Below are 21,821 nucleotides of genomic sequence, written 5' to 3' on the forward strand. Positions count from 1 at the left end.
GGCATGAGCGAACGCAGTGAGCGAATCCTGTGCCAGCGCGCCTCGCGCATGCCGAAGCCGAGCGCCAGCGAGGCGCGGGCATGAGCGAACGCGGTGATCGAAACATGCGCCTGCGGGCCTCGGGTATGGCCGAGCCGAGCGAGGCGCACGCATGAGCACAGTCCGGTTCCAGCGCCGTGCTCGTCGAGAGATGCCGCGTACGCCCGGTGGCGAGGTCACTCTCCAGCCGCCGCCCGAGATCCCAAGGGTCACACCGGGCAATCTGCTGATGAAGCTGATGCCCGTCGTGATGATCATCGGCATGGTCGGCATGATGGCGCTGTTGTTCACCCAGGGCGGCGGCATCGCGTCGAACCCGATGAGCATGATGTTCCCGATCATGATGCTGTTCTCGATGGTCGGCATGTTCGCGGGCCAGGGCGGCGGCAAGGGCCAGAAGGCGGCCGAGGCGAACGAGGACCGCAAGGACTACCTGCGCTACCTCGACCAGGTGCGCAAGGACGTCGACGAGACCGCCAAACAGCAACGCGCGTCGGTGGAATGGAGCCACCCGGAGCCCGGCCTGATCTGGATGCTCGCCGGCACCAGCCGCATGTGGGAGCGCCGCGCGGGGGACAAGGACTTCTGCCACGCCCGCATCGGCATCGGCGGGCAGCGCCTGGCCACCCGGCTGGTCGCGCCGGAGACCGGCCCGGTCGAGGAGCTGGAACCGATTGCCGCGGTGTCGCTGCGCCGCTTCGTGCGCGCGCACTCGACGGTGCCGGATCTGCCGACCGCGATCGCGGTGAAGGGCTTCGCCACCATCGCGTTGGACGGCGACCGGAACGAGGCCCGCGACATGGTGCGGGCGATGTTGTTGCAGCTGTGCATGTTCCAGGGCCCGGACCAGGTGCTCGTCGCCGTGGTGTGCGGGCCGGACACCGCGCGCGAGTGGGAGTGGACCAAGTGGCTGCCGCACACCCAGCATCCCGACGCCCAGGACGGCATCGGCACCCAGCGCATGTTCTACGGCTCGATCCGGGAGGCCACCGCGAGCCTGCACCCGCTGCTGGCCAATCGCGTTCGCTACTCGCGTAACCAGCCCGCGAACGCCGGTCTGGTGCAGCTCGTCATCGTGGTCGACGGCGGCCTGCTGGAGGCCGAGGACGATCAGCTGCGCGAATCCGGCTACGAGGGCGTCACCATCATCGATCTGTGCGGATACGCTCCGCGCCTCGCGGTTTCGCGCGGCATCAAGATGGTCGTCGAGAACGGCGAGTGCGTCGGCCGCGGCGCCACCGGCAATCAGGAGCGGTTCGCGCTCATCGACCGGATCAGCGCGCACCAGGCCCAGCAGGCCGCGCGCAGGCTTGCGCCCTATCGCGCGGCTACCCAGCGCAGCAGCGACGTGGAGACCGAGGACACCGAGATCATCTCGAGCTGGGCGCAGCTGATGAACCTCGGCGACATCGGCTCGTTCAACCCGGAGAGCGCGTGGCGGCCCCGCTACGGCCGGGAACGCCTGCGCGTCGCGTTCGGCCTCGACGCCGCGGGACTGCCGATCGAACTCGACATCAAGGAAGCCGCCGAGAACGGCATGGGACCGCACGGCCTGTGCATCGGCGCGACCGGCTCCGGTAAATCCGAGTTCCTGCGCACCCTGGTGCTCAGCCTGCTGGCCACTCACTCGCCCGACCAGCTCAACCTGGTGCTCGTCGACTTCAAGGGTGGTGCGACCTTCCTCGGTCTGGACGGCGTGCCGCACGTCGCGGCCGTCATCACGAACCTCGAGGACGAAGCCGACCTCGTCGACCGTATGAAGGACGCGCTGGCCGGTGAGATGAACCGTCGCCAGGAAGTGCTGCGCCAAGCGGGCAACTTCGCCAACGTCTCGGAGTACGAGAAGGCCCGCGCGGCGGGCGCCGACCTGGACCCGCTACCCGCGCTTTTCGTGGTGCTCGACGAGTTCTCCGAATTGCTCACCCAGCACCCCGATTTCGCCGAGTTGTTCGTGATGATCGGTCGACTCGGCCGCTCGCTGCACGTGCACCTGTTGCTCGCCTCGCAGCGCCTGGAAGAGGGCAAGCTGAAGGGCCTGGAGAGCCACCTGTCCTACCGGATCGGTCTGAAGACGTTCTCCGCCAACGAATCCCGTCAGGTGCTCGGCGTGCCCGACGCTTACAACCTGCCCAACAGCCCCGGTGGCGGTTACCTGAAGTCCGACTCCGGTGAGATCCAGCGCTTCCAGGCCTCCTACGTCTCCGGCCCATACGTCGGCGGCGGCTCGCAGCGCGAGGTGACCCAGGCCGGTGTCGCGGGCGGCGAGATCGACGTGAAGGCACGGCCTTTCACCGCCCACCACGTGGATTTCCGCGCCATCGACCGGGTGCCGCTGCCCACCCAGGGCAGCAGCGAGCCGGAGGAGCACCACACCGAGGACGGCGAGCAGATCTCGAACGTCAACATGCTCGTCTCGCGTATCCGCGGGCACGGCCGACCGGCGCACGAGATCTGGCTGCCGCCGCTGGACGAGGCGCCGACGCTGGACCAGCTCATCCCGCGCTCGATCCTCACCGGCGAGTACTCGGCCGTCGCGACGTTGCGCGCGCCGATCGGCATTGTCGACCGCCCGTACGACCAGCGCCGCGATCCCTTGGTCGTGGACCTGTCCGGTTCCCGAGGCAATGTCGCGGTGGTCGGCGGTCCGCAGTCCGGCAAGTCCACCGCGCTGCGCACCATGATCATGGCGATGTCGATGACGCACACCGCCGAGCAGGTGCAGTTCTACTGCCTCGATTTCGGTGGCGGTACCTTGGCCAGCCTGGAGGGCCTGCCGCACGTCGGTTCGGTGGCAAGCCGTTTGGACGAGGACAAGGTCCGGCGCACCATCGCCGAGATGACCACCATCGTCCGCCAGCGCGAGGCCCGGTTCCGTCAGCTCGGCATCGAGTCGATGGCGGAGTTCCGCCGCCTGCGTTCGATGGACCCGTCCAGCAGCCCCGCCGCCGCCGGCGCGCACGAGGACCCGTTCGGCGACGTCTTCCTGGTGATCGACGGCTTCGGCTCGATCCGGCAGGACTTCGATCCGCTCGAGCAGCCGATCATGAACCTTGCGGTGCAGGGACTTTCGTACGGCGTGCACGTCGTCATCGCGCTGGCCCGCTGGGCCGAGGCGCGTCCGGCGCTCAAGGACCAGATCGGCACCCGCATCGAGCTGCGGCTCGGTGACCCGATGGACTCCGACCTCGGCCGCAAGTTCGCCGCGCTGGTCCCGATGGGCCGCCCCGGTCGCGGTATGACTCCGGACTGCCTGCACATGCTGACGGGTCTGCCGCGCATCGACGGCAGCTCCGACCCGACCAACCTCGGCCAGGCCGTCGCCGACGCCGTGGCGACGATCGCGCGCCTGACTCCCGGTCGGCACGCGCCCGCCGCGCGCATGCTGCCCGAAGTGCTGCCGCGCGAACAGCTGTTGCAGCTCGCCGGGAACTGGCCGTCGCAGCTCAACTCGGGCGTCAAGAACGTGCGCATCCCGCTCGGCATCAACGAGTCCGAGCTCGCGCCGGTCTACCTCGACTTCAACGAGAGCCCGCACTTCATCGTCATCGGTGACAGCGAGTCGGGCAAGACGACGCTGCTGCGCTCGATCATCGAGGGCATCGCCGCCGCCAACTCGCCGAACGAGGCCCGCTTCATCCTCGGCGACTACCGGCGCACCATGCTCGGCCTGGTGCCCGACGGCTACCTCGCCGGATACGGTTCCACCGCACCGCAGTTCACGCAGAACATGAACGACCTGGCCGCCTACGTCGCCCAGCGCACGCCCGGCCCGGACGTCACCCCGCAGCAGCTGCGCGAAAGGTCCTGGTGGAACGGGCCGGAGCTGTTCGTCATCGTCGACGACTACGACCTGGTCGCCACCTCCATGGGCAACCCGGTCTCGGCCCTCGTCGAACACCTGCCGCACGCCCGCGATCTCGGCTTCCACCTGATCGTCGCCCGTCGCGCGGGTGGCGCCAGCCGGGCCATGTACGAGGCCACCATGGCGCGGATGAAGGATCTCGGTTCGGCGGGTCTGATCATGAGCTGCCCGAAGGACGAGGGCGTGCTGATGGGTACGGTGCGCCCGAGTCCGCTGCCGCCGGGCCGCGGTACGTACATCACCCGTAACGCCCAGGAACTGATCCAGCTGGCATGGATGCCGGCGGCCGAGTGATGTCGTCGGTCGACCTAGTCCTGACAGACACCCGCATCTGGGCGCGCGGCCCCGCCACGCACTGGGACGCACCGCCCTCGGTCGTCTTGGGCAGCAACGGAAACCTGGTCGTCGGCGAGTCGTTGAACCCGCCGACCCAGGTCAGCTCCGCCGTGCAGTTCGTGCCCGCCGAGCGAATCGCGCTGCTGCCGCGGGTACCCACGGTGCCGGAAGCCTTGACCGCGGTCTTCGGCACGGCGCTGGAGAACCTCGGCGTCGGCGTCCCGTGCGAGCGCATCACCCTCGTCTGCCCGACGGAATGGGGCGGCAGTCGCCGCGCCGTGCTGGACGCCGCCGCGCGCCGGTTCGCGCACGACGTCGTGTTCGAGGAGATCGCCTCGCGCGCGGTCACCGTCGACGACGGCACCGCGCGCAGCCGCCGCACCGTCGTCCTGGAGTTCGGCGCCATCACCACCACCGCCACCGCGGTGACCCGCAGCCACCTCGGCGTCCAGATCGAAGCGTGCGAGCACGAACCGAATCTCGCGCTCGCCGACCTCGGCCACGATCAGCGCGCGTTCGACACGTTGACCAGCCTGATCACCCGTCTCCTCGACGGCCGCCCTGCGGATGTCGTTCAGGCCTTCGGCGTTTCCGATCCGGCCAAGCTGGACCTCATCGCCGCGGCGGTGCAACAGTCCTGCGGCCCCGACGCCGAACTACGCCCCATCTCCGGCGGCGAACTCGTCCGCGGCGCGCACCAGGAACCGGAGTACCGCCCCGAAGCGGCTCCGGCCCTGCCCACCAACGAATGGCTCCAGCCGCTGCGCGAACGCGCCGCAGCCCAGGCCCCCGACCGCCCGATCGCCAAGTACGTCCTCGCGGGCGTCGCCGTGGTCGCGGTGGTGGCCGCGGTTGTCGTAGGTGGCATCGTCGTATCCGGCGGCTCGGACGAAGCCCCGGCCGCGGCGCCATTCAGCACCGCACCGATCACACTGTCCGTCCCACCCATTCCCTCGCTGCCACCGACGAACTCGCCGGGACCGCAGGAAACCGTGGGCCGCATCCGTTTCAAGGTGCCGGACGGCTGGCGGCTCACCCCGCCCTCCGCCCAGAACGGCGGCCGGGTCGACCTGTCCCCCCAAGACGGCGCCCGCTTCCGAATGACCCTCGTCCAAACCCCGGTCGCCCCCAACGCCGGCTACGAACAGATCGCCGCCAACCTCGAAGCCCAGATGAAGACGAAGCCATCCATCGGCGACCTCCGCCGCGACGTCGTCTTCGGCGGCCGCTCCGGACTTTCCTACGTGGAGCGTCCGGAGGGTTCCACGGTGCAGTGGCATGTGTTGGTGGAACACGGGATTCAGGTCAGCATCGGATGCCAGTACGTGGGGAACACGTGGACTGGCTTCGAGCCGACGTGTGAGGATTTCGCGTCGTCGGTGCATGTGATTCCCTGAGCGGGAATTCGCTCGACACAAACTAATTCGGGCCCCCAGCGAGAATGCTGGGGGCCCGAAAGTTTCGAACCGATCGAGTCGAACTCAGAAAAGGTTCGCGAGCGCGGAGTCGGTGCCCTGCAGCTCGGAGTTACCGGTGCTGACCAGCTGCGCGGCACCGTTCAGGGTCTGCTGCAGCTGCAGAACGTGGTTCTGCCAGTTCCGCTGCAGCTCGCTGAAGGCCTCGTTCGCGGCACCGGCGCCGTGGTCGGCCACGTACTGCTCGACCTTCTTGTGGAAGGACTCGAGCTCGTCGCGAATGCCTTCGGCGCGCTTGATGATTTGCTGGGCACCGGACTCGACGCCCGAGAAATTGGCGGAGATGGGCTTGCTCATGTTTCAGGCTCCTTTGTCGGCGATTGGGGAAAGAACGGGATCAGAGCGCCGGCAGGTCGAGGCTCGACACCTGCTGCTGCACCTTCGAGGCGAAGTCGGTGTCCTGGTCCTGGAACTGTCCGCTCATCTTGACAAGCTTTTCCGACGTCTCCATCAGCTTGTCGTTCATCTTGTCGGCCTGGAAGTAGTAGCGCTCCATGAAGGCGTTGAACGCGTCGCGCGCCTGGCCCTGCCAGTTCGCGCCGTTGGTGACGGCGTCCTCGTCGGCCTTCAGCGTCCGGATGGCCGCCATCAGGTTGCTGTGCTGCTCCTGGAACTCCTTCGCCTTCTGTGCGATGAGTGCGCTATCAGCCTTCAAGTTGTCCGCCATAGCGGCTTCCTCCTCCTGCTCGTGGTCAACGCCCGGAGTGTGAGCTGACCCTGTTCATATGATTGGACGCGCTCTGGGCTCGATCGGTTCCACTGATTTCGATTGATTTCCGGCGGATTCGATCGCGTCTCGACGCCCCTGCGCGTGGTCGACCAGCTACACCGAGGACGGAGGGTCTGGATGATCTTTCTCCCCCCACATCTCGACCGCGGTGCCGTCGCATCGGTCGCTGCCAGCGCTCTGCTCCCCTCCTTCCCCCTGCTCGCTACACCTGATCGGCGAGTGGGCTGGCTGGGCATCACCCTACCGAATGGGTTCCCCTTGCGCTACCAGCGTTTAATGTCCGCGGGCGCGCGTCGGCGCCGGATCTGTGCGGTGTCGGGCAGATGAATCCAGCGCGCCAGGACCCGCGGGCGGCTACTTCACCACTTTCGCGATCATAGGCACTAGTTTGTCCACAAGTACGCCGGTCGACTGGTCGGTCCAGACCTGGAATGCCTGGATCGTCGCTGGATCGTCGACGATCACGATCTTGGCGGAACTGCTCGTGATACTGCTTGGCAGGCCGCGGAAACCGCCGTTACCGGCCTCGCTGTCCGTTCGCACGACGATGAGCACTTCGGAATCGATCTCGTTCGAGGACATCCCGAGGGAGAGCTGGCGTGGTGATTTCTCGTCGCCGACGGCCTTGTATTTCGTGCTGTAGCGGAAACCGATATCTTGCAGGAACTTCGACTGCGTACTCGGATTCAGCACCGCGGACAACGTGGAATTTCCGAAGTTGAGCGCGGTGATCGTCTTTCCGTCGAACTGCGGATTGTTGTTGCGGACGTCGGCGAGCTGGGTTCCGCCGCCCCCGCTCGAGTCGGATCCGCTGGTGAAGAAGTAAGTGCCCGCGGCGACGGCGATCGCGATCACCACGGAGACGATGGCGGGCAGCAAGATCTTGCGCGCACGAGAGTTTTTCGCGCCGCTACCGTTACGCAGCGTCGAGACGAGCTGCTGATCCGTCGCCTCGTGCGACGAGGAATAACCGCCCTGCTGCGGGTACGGGCTGTCGCCGGGTGCGGTCACCGAGTGTCTCGGATCGGTGAAATGCGTCCGTACCTCGGCGTGCGGGTCGGTGAAAGGCGTCGACACCTCGGCGTGCGGGTCGGTGAAAGGAGTCCGCACCTGCGCGCGGGAATCGGTGACATAGGCCGGTCCGGGCGCGCGGAACATTTGGGCGCCGTACAGCGCGGCCTCGGCGTCCTGCACGAACTCTCGGCACGAGTTGTACCGATTGTCAGGGCTCTTCGCGAGGACCTTCTCGATAACGGCGTCGAGCGCGGGAGGAAGGCCCGCTCGCGCCGCGCTCAGTTTCGGCGGCGGCTCGTGCATGTGCCCCATCATGACCACCGCGGGCATGGTCGACGGGTACGGGTTCTGACCTGTCAGCAGGCGGTAGAAGGCGCAGCCGAGGCTGTAGATGTCGGAGCGATGGTCGAGTCGATCGCCGATCAGCTGTTCCGGCGAGGCGTAGGCGACGGTCGCCATGAAATTTCCGGTCGCCGTCAGATCCTGCCCGTCCTCGGCGGATTTCGCCACGCCGAAGTCGGTCAGCAGCACGCGCTCCTCGTCCCCCTCATCGGCGGCGGAGAGCAGGAAGTTGGCAGGCTTGACGTCGCGGTGCAGAAGGTCGCGCCGATGCGCGTAGTCGAGACCCTTGCCGACTTCGGAAATGATGCGCAGCGCGCGCTGCGGCGTCATGACCGACGGCCCCTTCTTCGCCTCCTCGGCCGCGTCGGTGCCATCGACGTACTGCATGGCGATCCACAGTTGGCCGCTCTCCTCGCCACGGTTGTAGACCGCGACGATGTTCGGATGGTCCAGTCCAGCGGCGAGATTGGCCTCGCGTTCGAAACGCGCGCGGAACTCCGCGTCGGTCGACAGATCGGCGCTGAGTACCTTCAACGCGTCGCGGCGGGGCAAGATCGGGTTCTGCGCCAGGTAGACAGTCCCCATCCCGCCGCTGCCGAGAACCTGAAGAACCCGGTATCCTCCCACCACTGCACCGGGCCGCAAGGCCATTCGGTCCTCCCTCAAAGATCTCGAACGCCCGGATCCACGAGCTTTCCGGAAGAATCTAGCAAGCACCGCTCGTCCGATCGACTCGCGTCGCGAGTGATCGCTTCCGTACCAGGGATGCCCGCCGCCCGCGGCGCGTACTCCATCATCCGGTCTTCAACAGGGCGTACTGCGCGGAAATCCGTTGGAAAAGGTCCTGGGGCTGCATGCTTCGCGCCTGCACGACGTAGCGGCCGACCTGAAGGATGCAGAGGTTCGCCGAGACCTTCGGCTCCTGCTGGTCGACGGTGTTCTCGAAATACTCGGTGAAGCACTCGACGTTCGCGTCCAGGCCGGACGGCGGTCCGATCAGTTTTTGGTTGGCGGGCATGTCTTTCGACGGTTGCCACTCGCGCCACAGTGCTTCGGCACCCTTCGCGGACTTGCTTCGGAACACCACCGCGTCGCCGTAGCTGACGAGGTCGACTTCGCTTCGTTGCAACAACGGCAGCATCTCCGGCGTGGGCTGTTGGAACAGCGAGAGCGCGCCGCGACCCGTGTAGACACTGTCGGGCTCCGGTCGGAACGGTGCGGTGGGGTTGCTTGGCAGTGTGCGCCCGAGCAGGCCGCTGGGATCGAGCGGTATCCGGGCGAGTTCGGCGCTCGGTGTCGGCTGGAACTTGTCCAGAAGCGGAATCTGCACGTCGAGCATCCGCTCGACTTGCGAGACCAACGCGGGAAGATCGGGCCCCGAGGTGTCGTCGACGACCTTGATGAAGATGACGTAGCGGTCGTGTACCGTCCACGATCCGATCGAGGAGATGCCGGGGCGCCAATGTGCGGTCGTGTTGGGATGTTTGGTGATCGCGACCGGCTCGTTGTCGCGGTTGTAGGTGAAGTCGTCGTGTTCCAGCGTCGGCCCGACCGTCTTCGCGCTGTTCGCGTCGGGGAACATCAAGACCGCGACGTTCATCGTGCGCCGCGGCGCGTCGCGTGGTCCACCGGTGGCCCACGCGTTCACCCAGCCCGCGACCAGGTCCTTGGCGACATCGTCGAAGGTGTCGTTGATAACCAGGTTGCCCAGCGTCTTGCGATTCAGCACGATGTGCGGTCGGAGAAACCACACGTCCTCGACATAAGAGGGGTCCGCCTCGTAGGGCAGTGCCACGAAATCGGCCAGCCGCTGCGATTCGCGTGAGCGAGCCTGCTTGTCGTTCTTGGCATTTCCGACGATGCGTGGCTGGGTCGAGTAATTGCCGACGTCGAGTTCGGAGACGTCTGGCTGAACCTGCTGGGCTGTTCCCGATATCACCGAGCCACATGCGCCGAGCCCTATCGCCACAGCGACGGCCATCAACAGTGCACCGCCGGTGCGCGGCAATACCGAATTCTTTGCGAGCTTCATCTTCTGCCTCTTGGCTACTGCTGATAAGCCAGCAACTTGTACTGTGCCGCTGCCTTTTGGTGCAGCTGCTGGGCGTTCGTTCCAGTTACCCGCGCCACGTAGCGGTCGTAGATCACGAAGCAAACCGGCGGATACTGCGGCGGGTTGCTCTTCTTGTCCTTGGTGTCGAAGCATTTCGCGGTGGGCAGCTTCGGCGGACTGTCCATCGGTGTATATCCGCTCTCGTCGAGTCCCGCGAATGCCGCGAGCAGACGCTCGGCGGCATCGGCGTTCGCGGTGCGATACACCCGGCCGCCGGAGTACGTGACGAGATCCACTTCCGCGTCCGCGAACGCGGGCCTGAGCGATCCAGGATGACGTTCGAAATGCAGCGCCGCCTGCGCAGGCATCGCAACGGATTGGTCGTACTTCCGCTTCTGGTTGTCCTCGAGCGGGAGGGTGCGCCCGAGCAGCCCTTCCGGGTCCAGCGGCAGAGTGCCGAGGCGGTCGAGCGGCGAGGGGCTGTATGACTTCAGAGCGTCGAGGATGTCCGTGAAAGCCTTCTGCGCGAAGGACACGAGCGGCGCAGCCTCCGGAGGCTCCGTCAGCGGATCGTCCATGTGTACATACATCAGCAGTGCGTCTTGCGTCAGCCAAGCATCGAGAAACTTCTTGCTGGGCGACCACTTGGCCCTGGCCTTGGGGAACCCCGGGATGGTGACCGCCTCACCAGGGAGGTTCGTCGCTTGGCGTTCGGCGAGTCTCTGCGCCGACTCCTCCGCGTGGCTCGCGTCGGTAAAACGAAGCACTCGCATCTCGACGGACCGACCGGGCGCCGGTACGGCGCGACGTTCGGCGGACGCCTCCCACCCGGTGACATAACCCTGCAAGAGCGCAGGAAGCTCCTCGCGGTCGATCGAATAGGGCGTCGAGTTGGTGTCCGGAGTCAGTCTCCGATCGGTGTTCACGAGACGTTGGAAGGCGTACTTGCCGTCGATCTCGACCGGCAACGGAACGTGCTCGCCGATTCGCACGGCCTCCAATGCCGCGCCCGTCTGATCCGACCGTATCGCTTCCGCATCTCGGGGGACCGACAGGTAGTTCCCGGAATCCAGTGCCGAGACATCGATGGCGGGCGAGGCTGACCCATCGTCTTGCCCGCAGCCGGTAGCGGCAATGACCACGGCGGCAATGACGAGGCACAAAGTGTGTCGGTATCGCATAGATATCACTCGCTCTTCGCCAGAATCGCGTACTGGGCGGCCGCGCGTTGGTACAGGGCCGGATCGATGGCGCCCGACAAACGCGCCTTCGAGACCACGATCGCGACGTAGCGGCCGTACACCACCGCGCAGAACAGGTCGTAGTCCCTGATCGTGTCGGTGGTATCGAGCTTCACGCAACGCGCGTCGGGCAAGCCCGGTGGCGGAGCCAGTTCTTCGTCGTTCCTACCCAGGCGGACCAGTGCCGATTGCAGTCGGATAGCAGCGGGCAGATCTCTTGCACGATAAGTTATTCCGCCTCGTCGCCCGACGAGATCGACGCCGTTTTCCCTGAAGGCCGCCTGCATCTCCACCACATTGCGCTCGTAATGCAGCTCACCCGCAGGCTCCAGCGCACCGAAGTCGTACTCGACGAAGAACGGGTCGGTGCCGTCCGTCGCCTTGGGGAGCGCACGCCGCATGATGCCCTCAGGATCCAGCGGAGCGTCGAGGATGTCGTCGAGCGGCGTCAGGCGCAGCTGGCCGAGTAGTTCGATCTGCTTGTCGATGGTCTTCTTGAAGACACCCGCTAGCGCGGCTTGGTCAGGTTGCGGCACACCGACATTCGTCAGGATTACGAAGGGCCCCTTGGCGAGGAATGATACCGCGGTCACGTCGTCCGCCGACGTGGCCCTCGCATCGGGATGCCCCTCGACAGCAATGGGATGACGGACCGAATCGGCGTTGGTGATCCGATCGAAATCGTCCGCGGCCTTCCTACTGTCCTGTTCGGTCGGAAAGCGGAGAATCGAGACAATGAGTTTCTTGCGTTGGCGCAGATCGGGATTGATCCGTGAGACATAAGCTCCGGCGATCAGTTTGTTGTCGATCGTGACCGGCTGATACTTCTCGGGGAGGATCTTGGTGACGAACGGATCCTCGGGATACGAGAACAGTTCGACATCGCCGATCACCGTCAGCGCACTGTCGATATCGGTCGGGAGGACCAGATAGTTGAGCATCCGCCTGGCTTCGATGGCCTTCACATCCCCAGGGCCGCTCACTCTCGGCTCGTACGCGGTCGGTTCTTTCGCATACGAGCCGGTGTTGAGTGAGCCGACGTCCACCGGGGCCAAACCCGGTTGCGGTGTGCCCGTAATGCTCGATGAACAGCCGATGGCCGCCGTCGCTGTCACGGCGAGCAGCCCCAATAGGCCACGACGGACTTTCATGCCTCCCCCAATCCGGGCATCGATACCGATGCCACCGCGTTACTTCCCGCCGGATCCTACGTCAACTCACCGAACCGTGTGCCAGCAGCAGGTATTGGGCGCTCGCCCGCTGCGCGAGGTCTTGCGGTTGGTTCGCGGTGACTTCGGCGACGTAGCGGTCGTGGGAGAAGTAGCAGCGGTGTTCCAGGATGATGCGGGCGCTCTGCGGTGGGCCAGGGTCTTCGCGGAAGCAGCGGGCGTTGGGTAGGCCGGGTGGGCTGTCGACGGGGTCGTAGCCGGGCGGGACCTGTGCGGCGATGGCTGCGGTGAGACGGGCCGCGGCGGCGGAGTCGCTCGTGCGGTAGACGCGGGTGTCCGCGTAGGCGATCAGGTCGACGCCCGCGTCCTCGAAGGCGCGGCGGGTGAGGTCGGGGCGGTTTTCCAGGTGTAGAGCGGCGGGCACCGTGTATACGCCGGTCACGTCCTCGAGGGTGCCGGGGCGTTCCGCCGCGAGGGTGCGGGCGAGCAGGTCGTCGACGGGTGTGTCGGCGAGCTTTTCGACCGGGGTCGGGGTGAAGCCGTCCAACAGCTCGAACTGGCGGTCGAAGAGTTTCTTGGTGATCTCGAGCAGCGGCGCCGGGTCGGGCGGGGTGGCGAGACCGTCGGAGACGAAGGCCCACAGCAGGTAGTCGCCGCGAGCGGTCCAGGACTGCACCGAATCGTGGGTGCTGAGGTAGGTGCGGCCGGTGGGGTATCCGGGGATTTCGAGTGTCTGCTTGGGCGGGTATTTCTCGATTCCCTTGTCCGCCAGCACGTGCATGGCGTGCGTTGCCTGTTCGGGCGTGGTGAAGCGCAGTAGCGCGATGCTGATGTCGAGTCCGAAGTTGCGATTCTCGCGGCGGGAACCGCCGGTGTGCCATCCGGCGACAAGTCCGGGCACCTGCTCGGAGAAGTTCTCCAGATAGCTGATCCCGCTGCCTCGGAACGGTGGGTTGCGGGAGGTGTAGTGATGTCCCGCGAAGTTGGTGCGGCCGTGGACGAGTCGACTGTCGAGGTCCATGGGCAGCGGGACGATGCCGCCGAGTCGGATGGATTCTCGGACGGCTCCGTCGTCGGCGGTGCGCAGCGCGGACAGGTCCCTGGGCGTCGTCGGATAGTTGCCCGGATTCAAGGCGGCCGTGTCTACGCTCGCGGCGGGCTCGGACCCGCATCCTGTGGAAAGGGCGAGCAGGACGGTGAGACAGGCGAGTGCGATGCGGGAACGTGCCACGATCACGCACCCCGCGCCAGGATCGAATACTGAGCGGCCGCACGCTGATACAGGCTCGGATCGAACAGTCCGCCGGGCAGGCCGTCGGCGCCGACGACAGCGACGTAGCGGCCGTGGACGAGGACGCAGACGTATTCGTAGTACTGGTCGAAGGTGTCCGTGTCGCGCTGCAAGCACTGGGCATCGGCGATGCCGGGCGGACTGTCGACGGGTTGCTCGTCTTCGCGCGGCTCGGTGAGGGCGCGCTGGAGGCGGAACGCCGAGTCGAGATCGCGCGTGCGGTAGACGGTCGCGTCGTTGCGCGCGACGACATCGACGCCCGCACTCGCCAGTACGGCCTGCAACTCGGCGGCGCGCGGCTCGAAATGCAGTTGTCCAGCGACGTCGTAGATTCCAGCGGGCTGGACGCGCCGGGCGGTGTCGTCGCCGCTCACCGGTAGCGGCGGTAGCGCGAGTCGCATGATGCCATCCGGGTTGGCGGGTAAGTCGAGGATCTGATCGACCGGTGTCGGAACGAACCGGGTCAATCGTTCGAGCTGTAGATCGAGCATCGTTCGCAGCTGTGTCACAAGGGCATTCGGGTCGGGCTGGGGGACCGTGGTCATGGCCATGACCACCATCGGCCCGCGTGTGGCGAACAGGTAGCCCTTCTGGTCGTTCGCGGTCGACGCCACGGCATCCGGGTGACCCGGAATCGCGAGGGCATGCCGATTCGGTATGAGTTCACCGAGCGTGCGGTCGAATTCGGTTGCGGCGGTGCGGGCCGCTTCGTCGGAGGGAAACCGCAGCAGCGCGATCGACAGGTTGCGCATGGCCCGCAGCTGCTGATTCGAGCGGACGGTGACGACGCCCGCGATCAGCCGGTGGCGTTCGGCGATCGGCTCGAACTGGGCGGGCAGCACGCCGAGAGAATCGCTGAACGCCGAACCGGGAGCGGCGACGATACGCGTGGTGTCGAGTGCGGCCATCTCGCGGTCGACTTCGTAGGGCGCGATCAGATAGCCGAACAACCGCCGCGACTCGATCGCGAAGACGTCGCTCTTGGTCTCCAACTTCGGCTCGTAGTCGACGGGCGCGGAAGGGAACGGGCCGACGGCGAGGCTTGCCACGTCGACCGGAGTCATGCCTGGCACGCCGCGCCCTTCGACCGTCTGCGCGCCGCAGCCGGAGGTCATGCTGGCGAGGACGACGAGAGCCGCGGCCGCGCAAGGCAGTGTCCGGAATCCCGAAGCGGGGCGCGGCACAGTTCTGCCTTCGATCGAATACCTGCGGCGGCAGTCGGTTTCACACGGAAATGTCGAGTCGGCGTGGCGTCGTCCACGTCGGATGCGGTCCGCAGCCGCGATCACAAACTGTTGGCCAGCAACGCGTACTGCGCAGCGACCTTCTGACGCACGTCGGGCTCCTTGTCGCTGGTCACCACGCCGACGTAGCGCTTGTACGGCACGTAGCAGCGGTACTTGTACTCCCGCTCCGGGTCGCCTTTGCTGTTGAGCTGCAGGCATTTCGCGCCGGGGACGTCGTTGGGGGCGTTGGCCGGGTCGAACTGATCGCCCGCGGTCTCGATCAGGCCGGTGACGAGTTTTTGGGCGGCGTCGCCGTCACGGGTGCGGGTCACCGAACTGGCGTCCACGATGGCGATCTTGTCGACGCCGGTGTCCTGGATGAGGCGCTCGGTGACAGCCTGGTCGTCGGAGGAGTGGATGCCGTGGTTGCCGCTGTAGATGGCGAAGGAGACCGGATCGGGGGAGTGCCCGCCGCGGTCGGCGACGGCGACGCGGGCGAGTAGACCGTCCGGGTCGACCTTCAGGGTGTCGAGCTGGGCGACCGGGGTCGGCTGGAACTTGTCCAGCGCGGGCACCTGGGCGGCGAACGTCTTGTCCGCCCAGTTCACCAGGTCGGTGCTGTCGGCGCGGGGCCGCTGCACGTACAGCGAGATGACGAATTCGCGGTGGGCGAGGAAGGCGCCGATGCTGGGAACGCCTGGGCGCCAATGGAGGTAGGCGTCGGGATATTTGGTGGAGCCGAGCCTGCGGTTCTGATCGGAGACGCCGATGTCGGCGTCCTCGAGTTCGCGGGCGGCGAGCTTGGCGCTGGCCTCGTCCGGAAAGCGGAACACGACGTTGGTGATCGCGGTGGCGTCGGCGGCGGGTCGGGTCTGGCCGGGCGGATCGGCCTTGTCGGAACCGCTTGCGGCGAAGCCGGTCACCATCTTCCGGTTGTCCAGCACCGGCTTGGAGACGTTGGCGACGAAGTCGAGGGCCGCCTCGGTGTCGGTGAGCACGGTGCTGCCGCGGCCGAAGACGAGCGACGGATCGATCCGCACGGTCGGCACCACGGCTTCGGACATGCGCATACCCTCCAGCAGCGCGCCGTCGCCGTTCGAATCCTGGTCGTACGCATGCTTGTCCACCGGATAGGTGCCGACCTCCAGGTTCCGGACGTCGAGTTCACCGGGTAGCGCGGTGCCCGCCACGCTGCTGCAACCGGTCAACGCACCGGCTACCGCCACACACGCCGCCAAGATCGCGATGCGCGAAGTCCGAACCATGACAGGCCCCTCGTTCCTCCCGTACGTGCCCTTGAAGATAACCGACGAACGCCGGGCAGAGCGACCGATCAGACACCGATTGCAATACGCTGGGTGCCATGGCGACGCCCTTGGACCAGAGCACCGGTGGAGGCCGATACCGGTGAAGGATCGGCAGGTCGAGGTCGTCGCGGGAAACCACGCTGTCGCCCGGGTCGCGGGCGCGGTGCTGGTGGTCGCGCATCGGGGACGGGACAAACCGACCGAGGACTCGCCCGCCGTCATCGCGCTCGAATCGCTCGCGGAACTGGTCAGGGCAGCCATCGAACAACAGCCGGACGGCCCGGGCGCGCTGGTCGCGCGGCAAGCGACGCGCTGGCTCATGAAGCACGCCGAGCAGATCAGCCCGGGCGTGCCGATCGATTTCGGCATCCTTTCCGCGGCGGAGAACGGCGGGGTCGCGATCTTTTTGCACGGCGCGGTGACCGCGGTGCTCGCCGGGGACGGCAGGGACGAGCGGTACCGGGGCAGCGACGCGGCGTTCACCGTCGACCGGGTCGCGCCTGTTCCGGCGCGCGGTGTCGCGTTGTTCATCGATGACGCCAACGGCCGGATTCCGGAAATGCCGCACGAGCGCGGAATCGGCTGGCTGGTAGAGGGAATCGCGCAGGCCGGAGGAGCGGTCGTCTGGTCGGACGGCGCTCGTTCGCGCGCGGTCGCCCGACCCGAGCCAGCCGAACACCGAGCGCCGCAGCACCGCACGCCCGTCGCGCCGCTGCCGACGGCACGGATCGATCCGGAGCCACGTCAGCAACCCCGGCCCGAACCGCATCGGGAGCCGCAACTCACGGCGACGCAGGCGTCGACCTCGATGCTGGACTCGGTTTCCGACCCGCACGAGGCCGACACCCAGGTCGGCGGCACCAACCCGGCCCCGCAGCCCGATCCCGATCTGCAACGCCGCCTCGAGGCCACCGCGAAGGCGACCGCGCTGACCGTGAAGGTGATGGGATTCAAGTGCGCGCGAGCCCATCCCAGCGATCCGCGCGCGGCGTTCTGCACCGTTTGCGGCATGCCGGTGGACCAGACCCAGGCGCTGATCGAGGTGGTCCGTCCGCCGCTGGGCATGCTGATCCTCGACGACGGCATGACCTACATGCTGGCCGCCGACGCGGTGCTCGGCCGCGACCCCGAACACTCCGAGGCCGCGCAGCGCGGTCTCATCCCGCTGAAGGTCGAGGACAACTCCGGCGGAATGTCCCGCGCGCACGCGGAGATTCGGCTGATCAACTGGGACGTGACCGTGGTGGACCGCGGCTCGACCAACGGCACCCGCACCCGGTTGCCCGGTTACCGCGACTGGGTCCGCCTCAATCCCAACCAGCCGATGATCCTGGTGCCCGGCACCGAGGTGATGATCGGCAACCGCGTGCTGCGTTTCGAACCGGCCGCGCCGCCGCCGTTCGGAGGCTGACGCCCAGTGCCGGTCCACCATGTTGGACACCCAATCCGGCCAAAGGTCACCGTCAGTCGCCCCACCGCGATCAAGGTCACCCTCGATCGGCCCACCCTGGGCACCCAGGTCGGGTGAACGAAGGTCAGTCGGTCTGGCGGGGTGAAGGTGGCCTTCGGTCGATTGGCGCCGACCATTCTGGACGCGGCACTACGAGTACCGCGACATGCAGGTGTTCTCGCCGTTGAGCACACCAGCGCGGAAGGCGTCGACCCTGGCGAACCCGCTCGGCACCGTCTTGCCTTGCGCGTCGCTGGCCGCGAGACCGTCGGTGAGCAGGCCCGACACCGCCTCGTCCAGGTCACCCGCGGCGAGGGAGATATCGCCCTGAGTGCGTTGGCGATTCGGGTCGGCGAGCTTGCCGGTGACCACGCCCGCCAGACACGCGGCGCGCAGCCCGGTCTTGGCGCCGACCAGCGATTGGCCGTGACTCTGCTGGACCGCGAGGGTATAGCGCGCGATGAAGACGACGTAGCCGTTGTAGTCGCCGGTGACTTTCAGCGGCAGCGGGTCGTCCTCATCGATATCGGCCGTGCCGCGTTTGGCCAGCTCGGGTATGTCGGTGGCGATGAGATTCTCGGCGGGACAGTAGGAGACGGGCGCGGTGGTGGTGCCGTCGCGGCAGTCGATCCGCGCGCCGTTGTAGTTGTAGGTCGGGCTGTCCTGGATGGGCAGGATCGCGGCGAGCGCCTTGGTGAGCTCGATCAGGCTTTCCTTGTCGATCGGGTATTCGCCGGTGCTGCCGCCCAGCGTCTGCGGCAGGCCGCCGCGGCGCTGGTTGATCTCGTCGATGTCGATGCCCTTGCACGCCTTCGGGCCGTCGGTGAATCCGATCTGCACCGCGGTGACCCGCTCGAAGGCCGAGCCGTGCACGCTCTCCGGATCGTCGGGGTCGGAGTCGCGGATCGCGACGGTCGCGGCGAGCACCGTGTTGAGACCGTCGGAGGTATTGATGGTGAAGTGCTTCGACTTGCCCTCCGCCACGTGACGGATGAACGCGCCCGCGAAGCAGTCGGCCTGCTGCTCCTTGACGATCACCGGATCCTTCGGATCGACGATCTTGGCCTGCGACTGCACGGCGTGCCCGTACTCGTGCGCGAGCACCATCACAACGGCCATCTTGCCGAAAGTTTCCGCCATGGTGGGCAACAGCACCGAGCGGTCCCAGCCGATGGAGTTGTCCAGTCGGCAGAAGGCGGCGTTCACCAGACGGTAGGTCGTCTCCTTGCAGAACTCGGGCGCGTTGTTGCGCGGCGCCTTGGCGCTCCAGGAGATGAGCCGATCGACGGGCGCGAACTCGCCGTCGAACTCCTTGCCGTACTCGGCGCCCCAGTAGGTCTGGATGTCATCGATGGCGTTGAGCGCCAGGGTGTCGATCTCGCCGCCGTCGCCGCCGGACGCGGTGAGGTCGGTGTCGGGGACGCCGGGACGTGGTCCGCTCGGGCCGCTCGTGGTAGGGAGTCCGGCGACCCGGAACGGGTCGTCGTAGACCGAGACCGCACGGCCGTCCACCTCGCGAGTACAGCCCGCGAGCAGGGCCATCGCGCACAGCACAGCCGTAATGACAGCGGTCGCTTGGAGTTTCGGCAAAGCTCCCCCTAGTCGGCCGGTATATCGTTCTCATCGGTCGCCGGATCGGGACGATAGGCGCGTCGGGGGCACCGCCGATGTCCGGTTGATGGCATAGTATCCGCTGCATGTCTTTACCGGGGGCGCAGACCATCACCGTGCGCCATGATGGAACTGAACGGGTCTTCGATTCGAACCAGCAAATCACCATGGGCCGTGCGCCCGAGGTGACGCTGTTCGTCGACAGCCCGCTGGTGTCGCGAGTGCACGCGACGCTGACCTGGCAGGGGAGCGGCTGGGTTCTCACCGACAACGGCAGTACCAATGGCGTTTTCGTCGACGCGCGCCGGCTGAGTCAGCCGGTGTCGATCGACCGCCCGACGCAGGTCAGGCTCGGCGACGCGATCAGCGGTCCGCTGCTGCATCTGCTGCCCGCCGCGGCGCCGGTCCGGCACGCGCGGGCACAGACGCCGCCGCCGTCTTCGCAACCGCAGCAGGCTGTTCGGCAACGGCCTAGCTATCAGCATCCGAACCGTCCGCCGGTCGGGCAGCAAGCGCATCAGCCCGCCCCGTCACATCAACCGACGCCTTCGCATCAACCAGTCGGGGCGCATCACCCGCCTCCGCAGCCGACGCCGCAGCAGCCCAACTTCAGCATGACGACCAAGGCCGACACCTCCGCGCTGCCGCCGCTGCGCGCCAGAGCGTCGACCTCGCCGATCGCCAGGGCCGACCGGATTCCGTCCGCCGGTCTCGCGATCGGCCGCACCACCGACAACCAGATCGTCGTCAACGATCCGCTGGCCTCCCGCAAGCACGCTCGCCTGATCGCGGCCAACGAGGGCCTCACCATCGAGGATCTCGGCTCGGCGAACGGCACCTTCGTCAACGGCACTCGTCAGCAGCGCACCGTGCTGCGCGAGCGCGACATCGTCACCATCGGCAACGTCGACTTCGTCGTCCAGCAGGGCACTCTGGTGCATCGGCAGAAGCCGGTCGCCGAACAGGGTTTGCACGTGCACGGCGTCGGATTCACCGTCGAGGGCAACAAGCAGCTGCTCGTCGACGTGAACATGCAGGCGGGCCGCGGCACGCTGACCGCGCTCATCGGTCCGTCGGGCGCGGGCAAGTCGACACTGTCGAAGTTGATCGCGGGCACCACCCAACCGTCCGGCGGCGTGGTGACTTTCGAGGGACGCAACCTGCACGCCGAGTACGAGGCGCTGCGTTCCCGTATCGGCATGGTCCCGCAGGACGACGTGCTGCACCGTCAGCTCACGGTGCGCCAGGCGCTCGGCTACGCCGCAGAACTGCGGCTGCCGCCCGACACCACCAAGGCCGACCGCCAGCAGGTGATCGACGGTGTGCTGAAGGAACTTTCGCTCACCGAGCACGCCGACACCAGGGTCGACCGGCTCTCCGGCGGTCAGCGCAAGCGCGCCTCGGTGGCGCTCGAACTGCTCACCGGCCCGTCGCTGCTGATCTTGGACGAGCCGACCTCGGGTCTGGACCCGGCGCTGGACCGGCAGGTCATGGTGATGCTGCGCGAGCTGGCCGACGCCGGGCGTGTGGTCATCGTCGTCACCCACTCGGTGGCCTGCCTGGACATGTGCGATCAGGTGCTGCTGCTGGCTCCGGGCGGCAAGACCGCGTTCTGCGGACATCCGGCCGGGGTGGGCGGGGCCTTGGGCACCAGCGACTGGGCGGAGATCTTCGCCAATGTGGCGGCCAATCCGGACCAGGCCTTCGCCGCCTACCGATCCAGACAGGCGTTCGCTCCGCCGCCGCCACCGCCGCCGCGCTACGGACCCGCGGGCAGCCCGCCGCAGTCGAGTGGGTTCAAGCAGTTCTCGACGTTGGTGCGCAGGCAGATTCGGTTGATCTTCGCGGATCGCGGTTACCTGATCTTCCTGCTGCTGCTGCCGGTCATCCTCGGCGTGCTTTCACTCGTGGTGCCGGGCAAGAACGGTTTCGCGCCCGGCGGGCTGACAACCCTGCCCACCGGTGAGATCGTGCGCGTCGGCGGCGGCGAGACCCAGCAGCTGCTTGTCGTGCTCATCCTCGGCGCCTGCTTCATGGGCGCCACGTTGACCGTGCGTGATCTGGTGGGCGAGCGGACGATCTTCTACCGCGAGCGGGCGGTCGGCCTGCTGCCCTCGGCGTATTTGATGGCGAAGATCGCGGTGTTCAGCGTCACCGCGTTCTTGCAGGCGGCGGTGCTCGTCGGCATCACCTTGGCGGGCAAGAACCCGCCGGGCCAGGGTTCGGTGTTCTCCTCGGGCAGCGTCGAGCTGTACATCGATATCGCGCTGACCGCGGTCTGCTGTGTGGTCTTCGGATTGCTGATCTCCAGCTTGGCGAAGTCGAACGAGCAGGTCATGCCGATGCTGGTCGTGATGATCATGGTGCAGCTCGTGATGGCGGGTGGACTCATCCCGGTCACCGACCGTGTGGTGCTGGAGCAGGTTTCATGGTTGTTCCCCTCGCGTTGGGGTTACGCCGCGGGCGCGTCGACCGTCGACATCCTCGAGATCTTCGCCAACGCCCAGCAAGACAACCTGTGGAAGCATTCGGCAGGCATTTGGTTCCTCGACGTGACGCTGTTGCTGGTCATCACCGGTGTTCTCGCGGTCATCACCTGGCAGCGGCTACGACTGAAGAAGTCCGCGACGTGATCACCTACTCGAACCGCCACGACCTGGGGTCGGCTGGGATCG

At 66.9% G+C, this 21,821-nt stretch carries 14 protein-coding genes; 4 read left to right on the top strand and 10 right to left on the bottom strand.

Annotated features, from left to right (window positions below; translation table 11 throughout):
• The first annotated feature begins 151 nt into the window (after positions 1-151).
• Both eccCa and T333_RS07395 read left to right on the top strand, forming a co-directional pair.
• Positions 152-4,195: a type VII secretion protein EccCa gene (eccCa, locus tag T333_RS07390; RefSeq protein ID WP_355000096.1), complete on the top strand. Its 4,044-nt coding sequence runs from the start codon at positions 152-154 to the stop codon at positions 4,193-4,195.
• Entirely contained in the window at positions 4,174-5,634 is a 1,461-nt protein-coding gene (locus tag T333_RS07395) for a type VII secretion-associated protein (protein WP_496423980.1), read from the top strand. Before eccCa ends, T333_RS07395 begins: the two co-directional genes overlap by 22 nt.
• A gap of 84 nt (positions 5,635-5,718) precedes the next feature.
• On the opposite strand, the gene T333_RS07400 is transcribed toward T333_RS07395, so the two are convergent.
• The 9 genes from T333_RS07400 to T333_RS07440 form a co-directional block, all read right to left on the bottom strand.
• The gene (locus T333_RS07400; RefSeq protein ID WP_355000094.1) at positions 5,719-6,009 is read right to left on the bottom strand and encodes a WXG100 family type VII secretion target; all 291 of its coding nucleotides are present in this window, start codon (positions 6,007-6,009) and stop codon (positions 5,719-5,721) included.
• Between the two features lie 40 nt (positions 6,010-6,049).
• On the bottom strand, positions 6,050-6,379 hold the full coding sequence (locus T333_RS07405) for a WXG100 family type VII secretion target (RefSeq protein WP_355000093.1): 330 nt from the start codon (positions 6,377-6,379) through the stop codon (positions 6,050-6,052).
• Between the two features lie 417 nt (positions 6,380-6,796).
• Positions 6,797-8,383 carry a serine/threonine-protein kinase gene (locus T333_RS07410; RefSeq protein WP_496423981.1) on the bottom strand — a complete coding sequence of 529 codons (1,587 nt, stop codon included), beginning with the start codon at positions 8,381-8,383 and terminating at the stop codon, positions 6,797-6,799.
• A gap of 208 nt (positions 8,384-8,591) precedes the next feature.
• Positions 8,592-9,953, bottom strand: coding sequence for a DUF7373 family lipoprotein (locus T333_RS07415; protein WP_496423982.1), 1,362 nt, complete (start codon positions 9,951-9,953; stop codon positions 8,592-8,594).
• Positions 9,845-10,993 carry a DUF7373 family lipoprotein gene (locus T333_RS07420; protein ID WP_496423983.1) on the bottom strand — a complete coding sequence of 383 codons (1,149 nt, stop codon included), beginning with the start codon at positions 10,991-10,993 and terminating at the stop codon, positions 9,845-9,847. The genes T333_RS07415 and T333_RS07420 overlap by 109 nt, the downstream gene beginning before the upstream one ends.
• 44 nt (positions 10,994-11,037) lie before the next feature.
• On the bottom strand, positions 11,038-12,243 hold the full coding sequence (locus T333_RS07425) for a DUF7373 family lipoprotein (RefSeq protein ID WP_355000089.1): 1,206 nt from the start codon (positions 12,241-12,243) through the stop codon (positions 11,038-11,040).
• Positions 12,244-12,304: 61 nt separating this feature from the next.
• The gene (locus tag T333_RS07430) at positions 12,305-13,492 is read right to left on the bottom strand and encodes a DUF7373 family lipoprotein (RefSeq protein ID WP_496423984.1); all 1,188 of its coding nucleotides are present in this window, start codon (positions 13,490-13,492) and stop codon (positions 12,305-12,307) included.
• A 2-nt stretch (positions 13,493-13,494) separates the two neighbouring features.
• Positions 13,495-14,667, bottom strand: a complete 1,173-nt coding sequence (locus T333_RS07435) for a DUF7373 family lipoprotein (protein ID WP_496423985.1) — start codon at positions 14,665-14,667, stop codon at positions 13,495-13,497.
• Between the two features lie 170 nt (positions 14,668-14,837).
• Positions 14,838-16,043: a DUF7373 family lipoprotein gene (locus T333_RS07440; protein WP_496423986.1), complete on the bottom strand. Its 1,206-nt coding sequence runs from the start codon at positions 16,041-16,043 to the stop codon at positions 14,838-14,840.
• A 142-nt stretch (positions 16,044-16,185) separates the two neighbouring features.
• On the opposite strand from T333_RS07440, the gene T333_RS07445 reads away from it, so the two are divergent.
• Positions 16,186-17,496 carry an FHA domain-containing protein gene (locus T333_RS07445; RefSeq protein WP_355000085.1) on the top strand — a complete coding sequence of 437 codons (1,311 nt, stop codon included), beginning with the start codon at positions 16,186-16,188 and terminating at the stop codon, positions 17,494-17,496.
• Between the two features lie 189 nt (positions 17,497-17,685).
• Here T333_RS07445 and T333_RS07450 read toward each other — a convergent pair whose 3' ends face one another.
• Positions 17,686-19,077, bottom strand: coding sequence for a neutral zinc metallopeptidase (locus T333_RS07450; protein ID WP_496424159.1), 1,392 nt, complete (start codon positions 19,075-19,077; stop codon positions 17,686-17,688).
• 155 nt (positions 19,078-19,232) lie between these two features.
• Here T333_RS07450 and T333_RS07455 point away from each other — a divergent pair, with 155 nt between their 5' ends.
• Complete coding sequence (locus T333_RS07455) at positions 19,233-21,779, top strand: FHA domain-containing protein (protein ID WP_496423987.1); 2,547 nt, start codon at positions 19,233-19,235, stop codon at positions 21,777-21,779.
• The last annotated feature ends 42 nt before the right edge of the window (positions 21,780-21,821 follow it).

The sequence above is a fragment of the Nocardia sp. CNS-044 genome, assembly GCF_059570515.1.

Excerpts from the sequence above, each read along its gene's own strand:
- T333_RS07440 (WP_496423986.1), bottom strand. The coding sequence starts at position 16,043 with ATGGTTCGGACTTCGCGCATCGCGATCTTGGCGGCGTGTGTGGCGGTA.
- T333_RS07435 (WP_496423985.1), bottom strand. The coding sequence starts at position 14,667 with ATGACCTCCGGCTGCGGCGCGCAGACGGTCGAAGGGCGCGGCGTGCCA.
- T333_RS07450 (WP_496424159.1), bottom strand. The coding sequence starts at position 19,077 with ATGGCCCTGCTCGCGGGCTGTACTCGCGAGGTGGACGGCCGTGCGGTC.
- T333_RS07400 (WP_355000094.1), bottom strand. The coding sequence starts at position 6,009 with ATGAGCAAGCCCATCTCCGCCAATTTCTCGGGCGTCGAGTCCGGTGCC.
- T333_RS07405 (WP_355000093.1), bottom strand. The coding sequence starts at position 6,379 with ATGGCGGACAACTTGAAGGCTGATAGCGCACTCATCGCACAGAAGGCG.
- eccCa (WP_355000096.1), top strand. The coding sequence starts at position 152 with ATGAGCACAGTCCGGTTCCAGCGCCGTGCTCGTCGAGAGATGCCGCGT.
- T333_RS07425 (WP_355000089.1), bottom strand. The coding sequence starts at position 12,243 with ATGAAAGTCCGTCGTGGCCTATTGGGGCTGCTCGCCGTGACAGCGACG.
- T333_RS07395 (WP_496423980.1), top strand. The coding sequence starts at position 4,174 with ATGGATGCCGGCGGCCGAGTGATGTCGTCGGTCGACCTAGTCCTGACA.
- T333_RS07455 (WP_496423987.1), top strand. The coding sequence starts at position 19,233 with ATGTCTTTACCGGGGGCGCAGACCATCACCGTGCGCCATGATGGAACT.
- T333_RS07410 (WP_496423981.1), bottom strand. The coding sequence starts at position 8,383 with ATGGGGACTGTCTACCTGGCGCAGAACCCGATCTTGCCCCGCCGCGAC.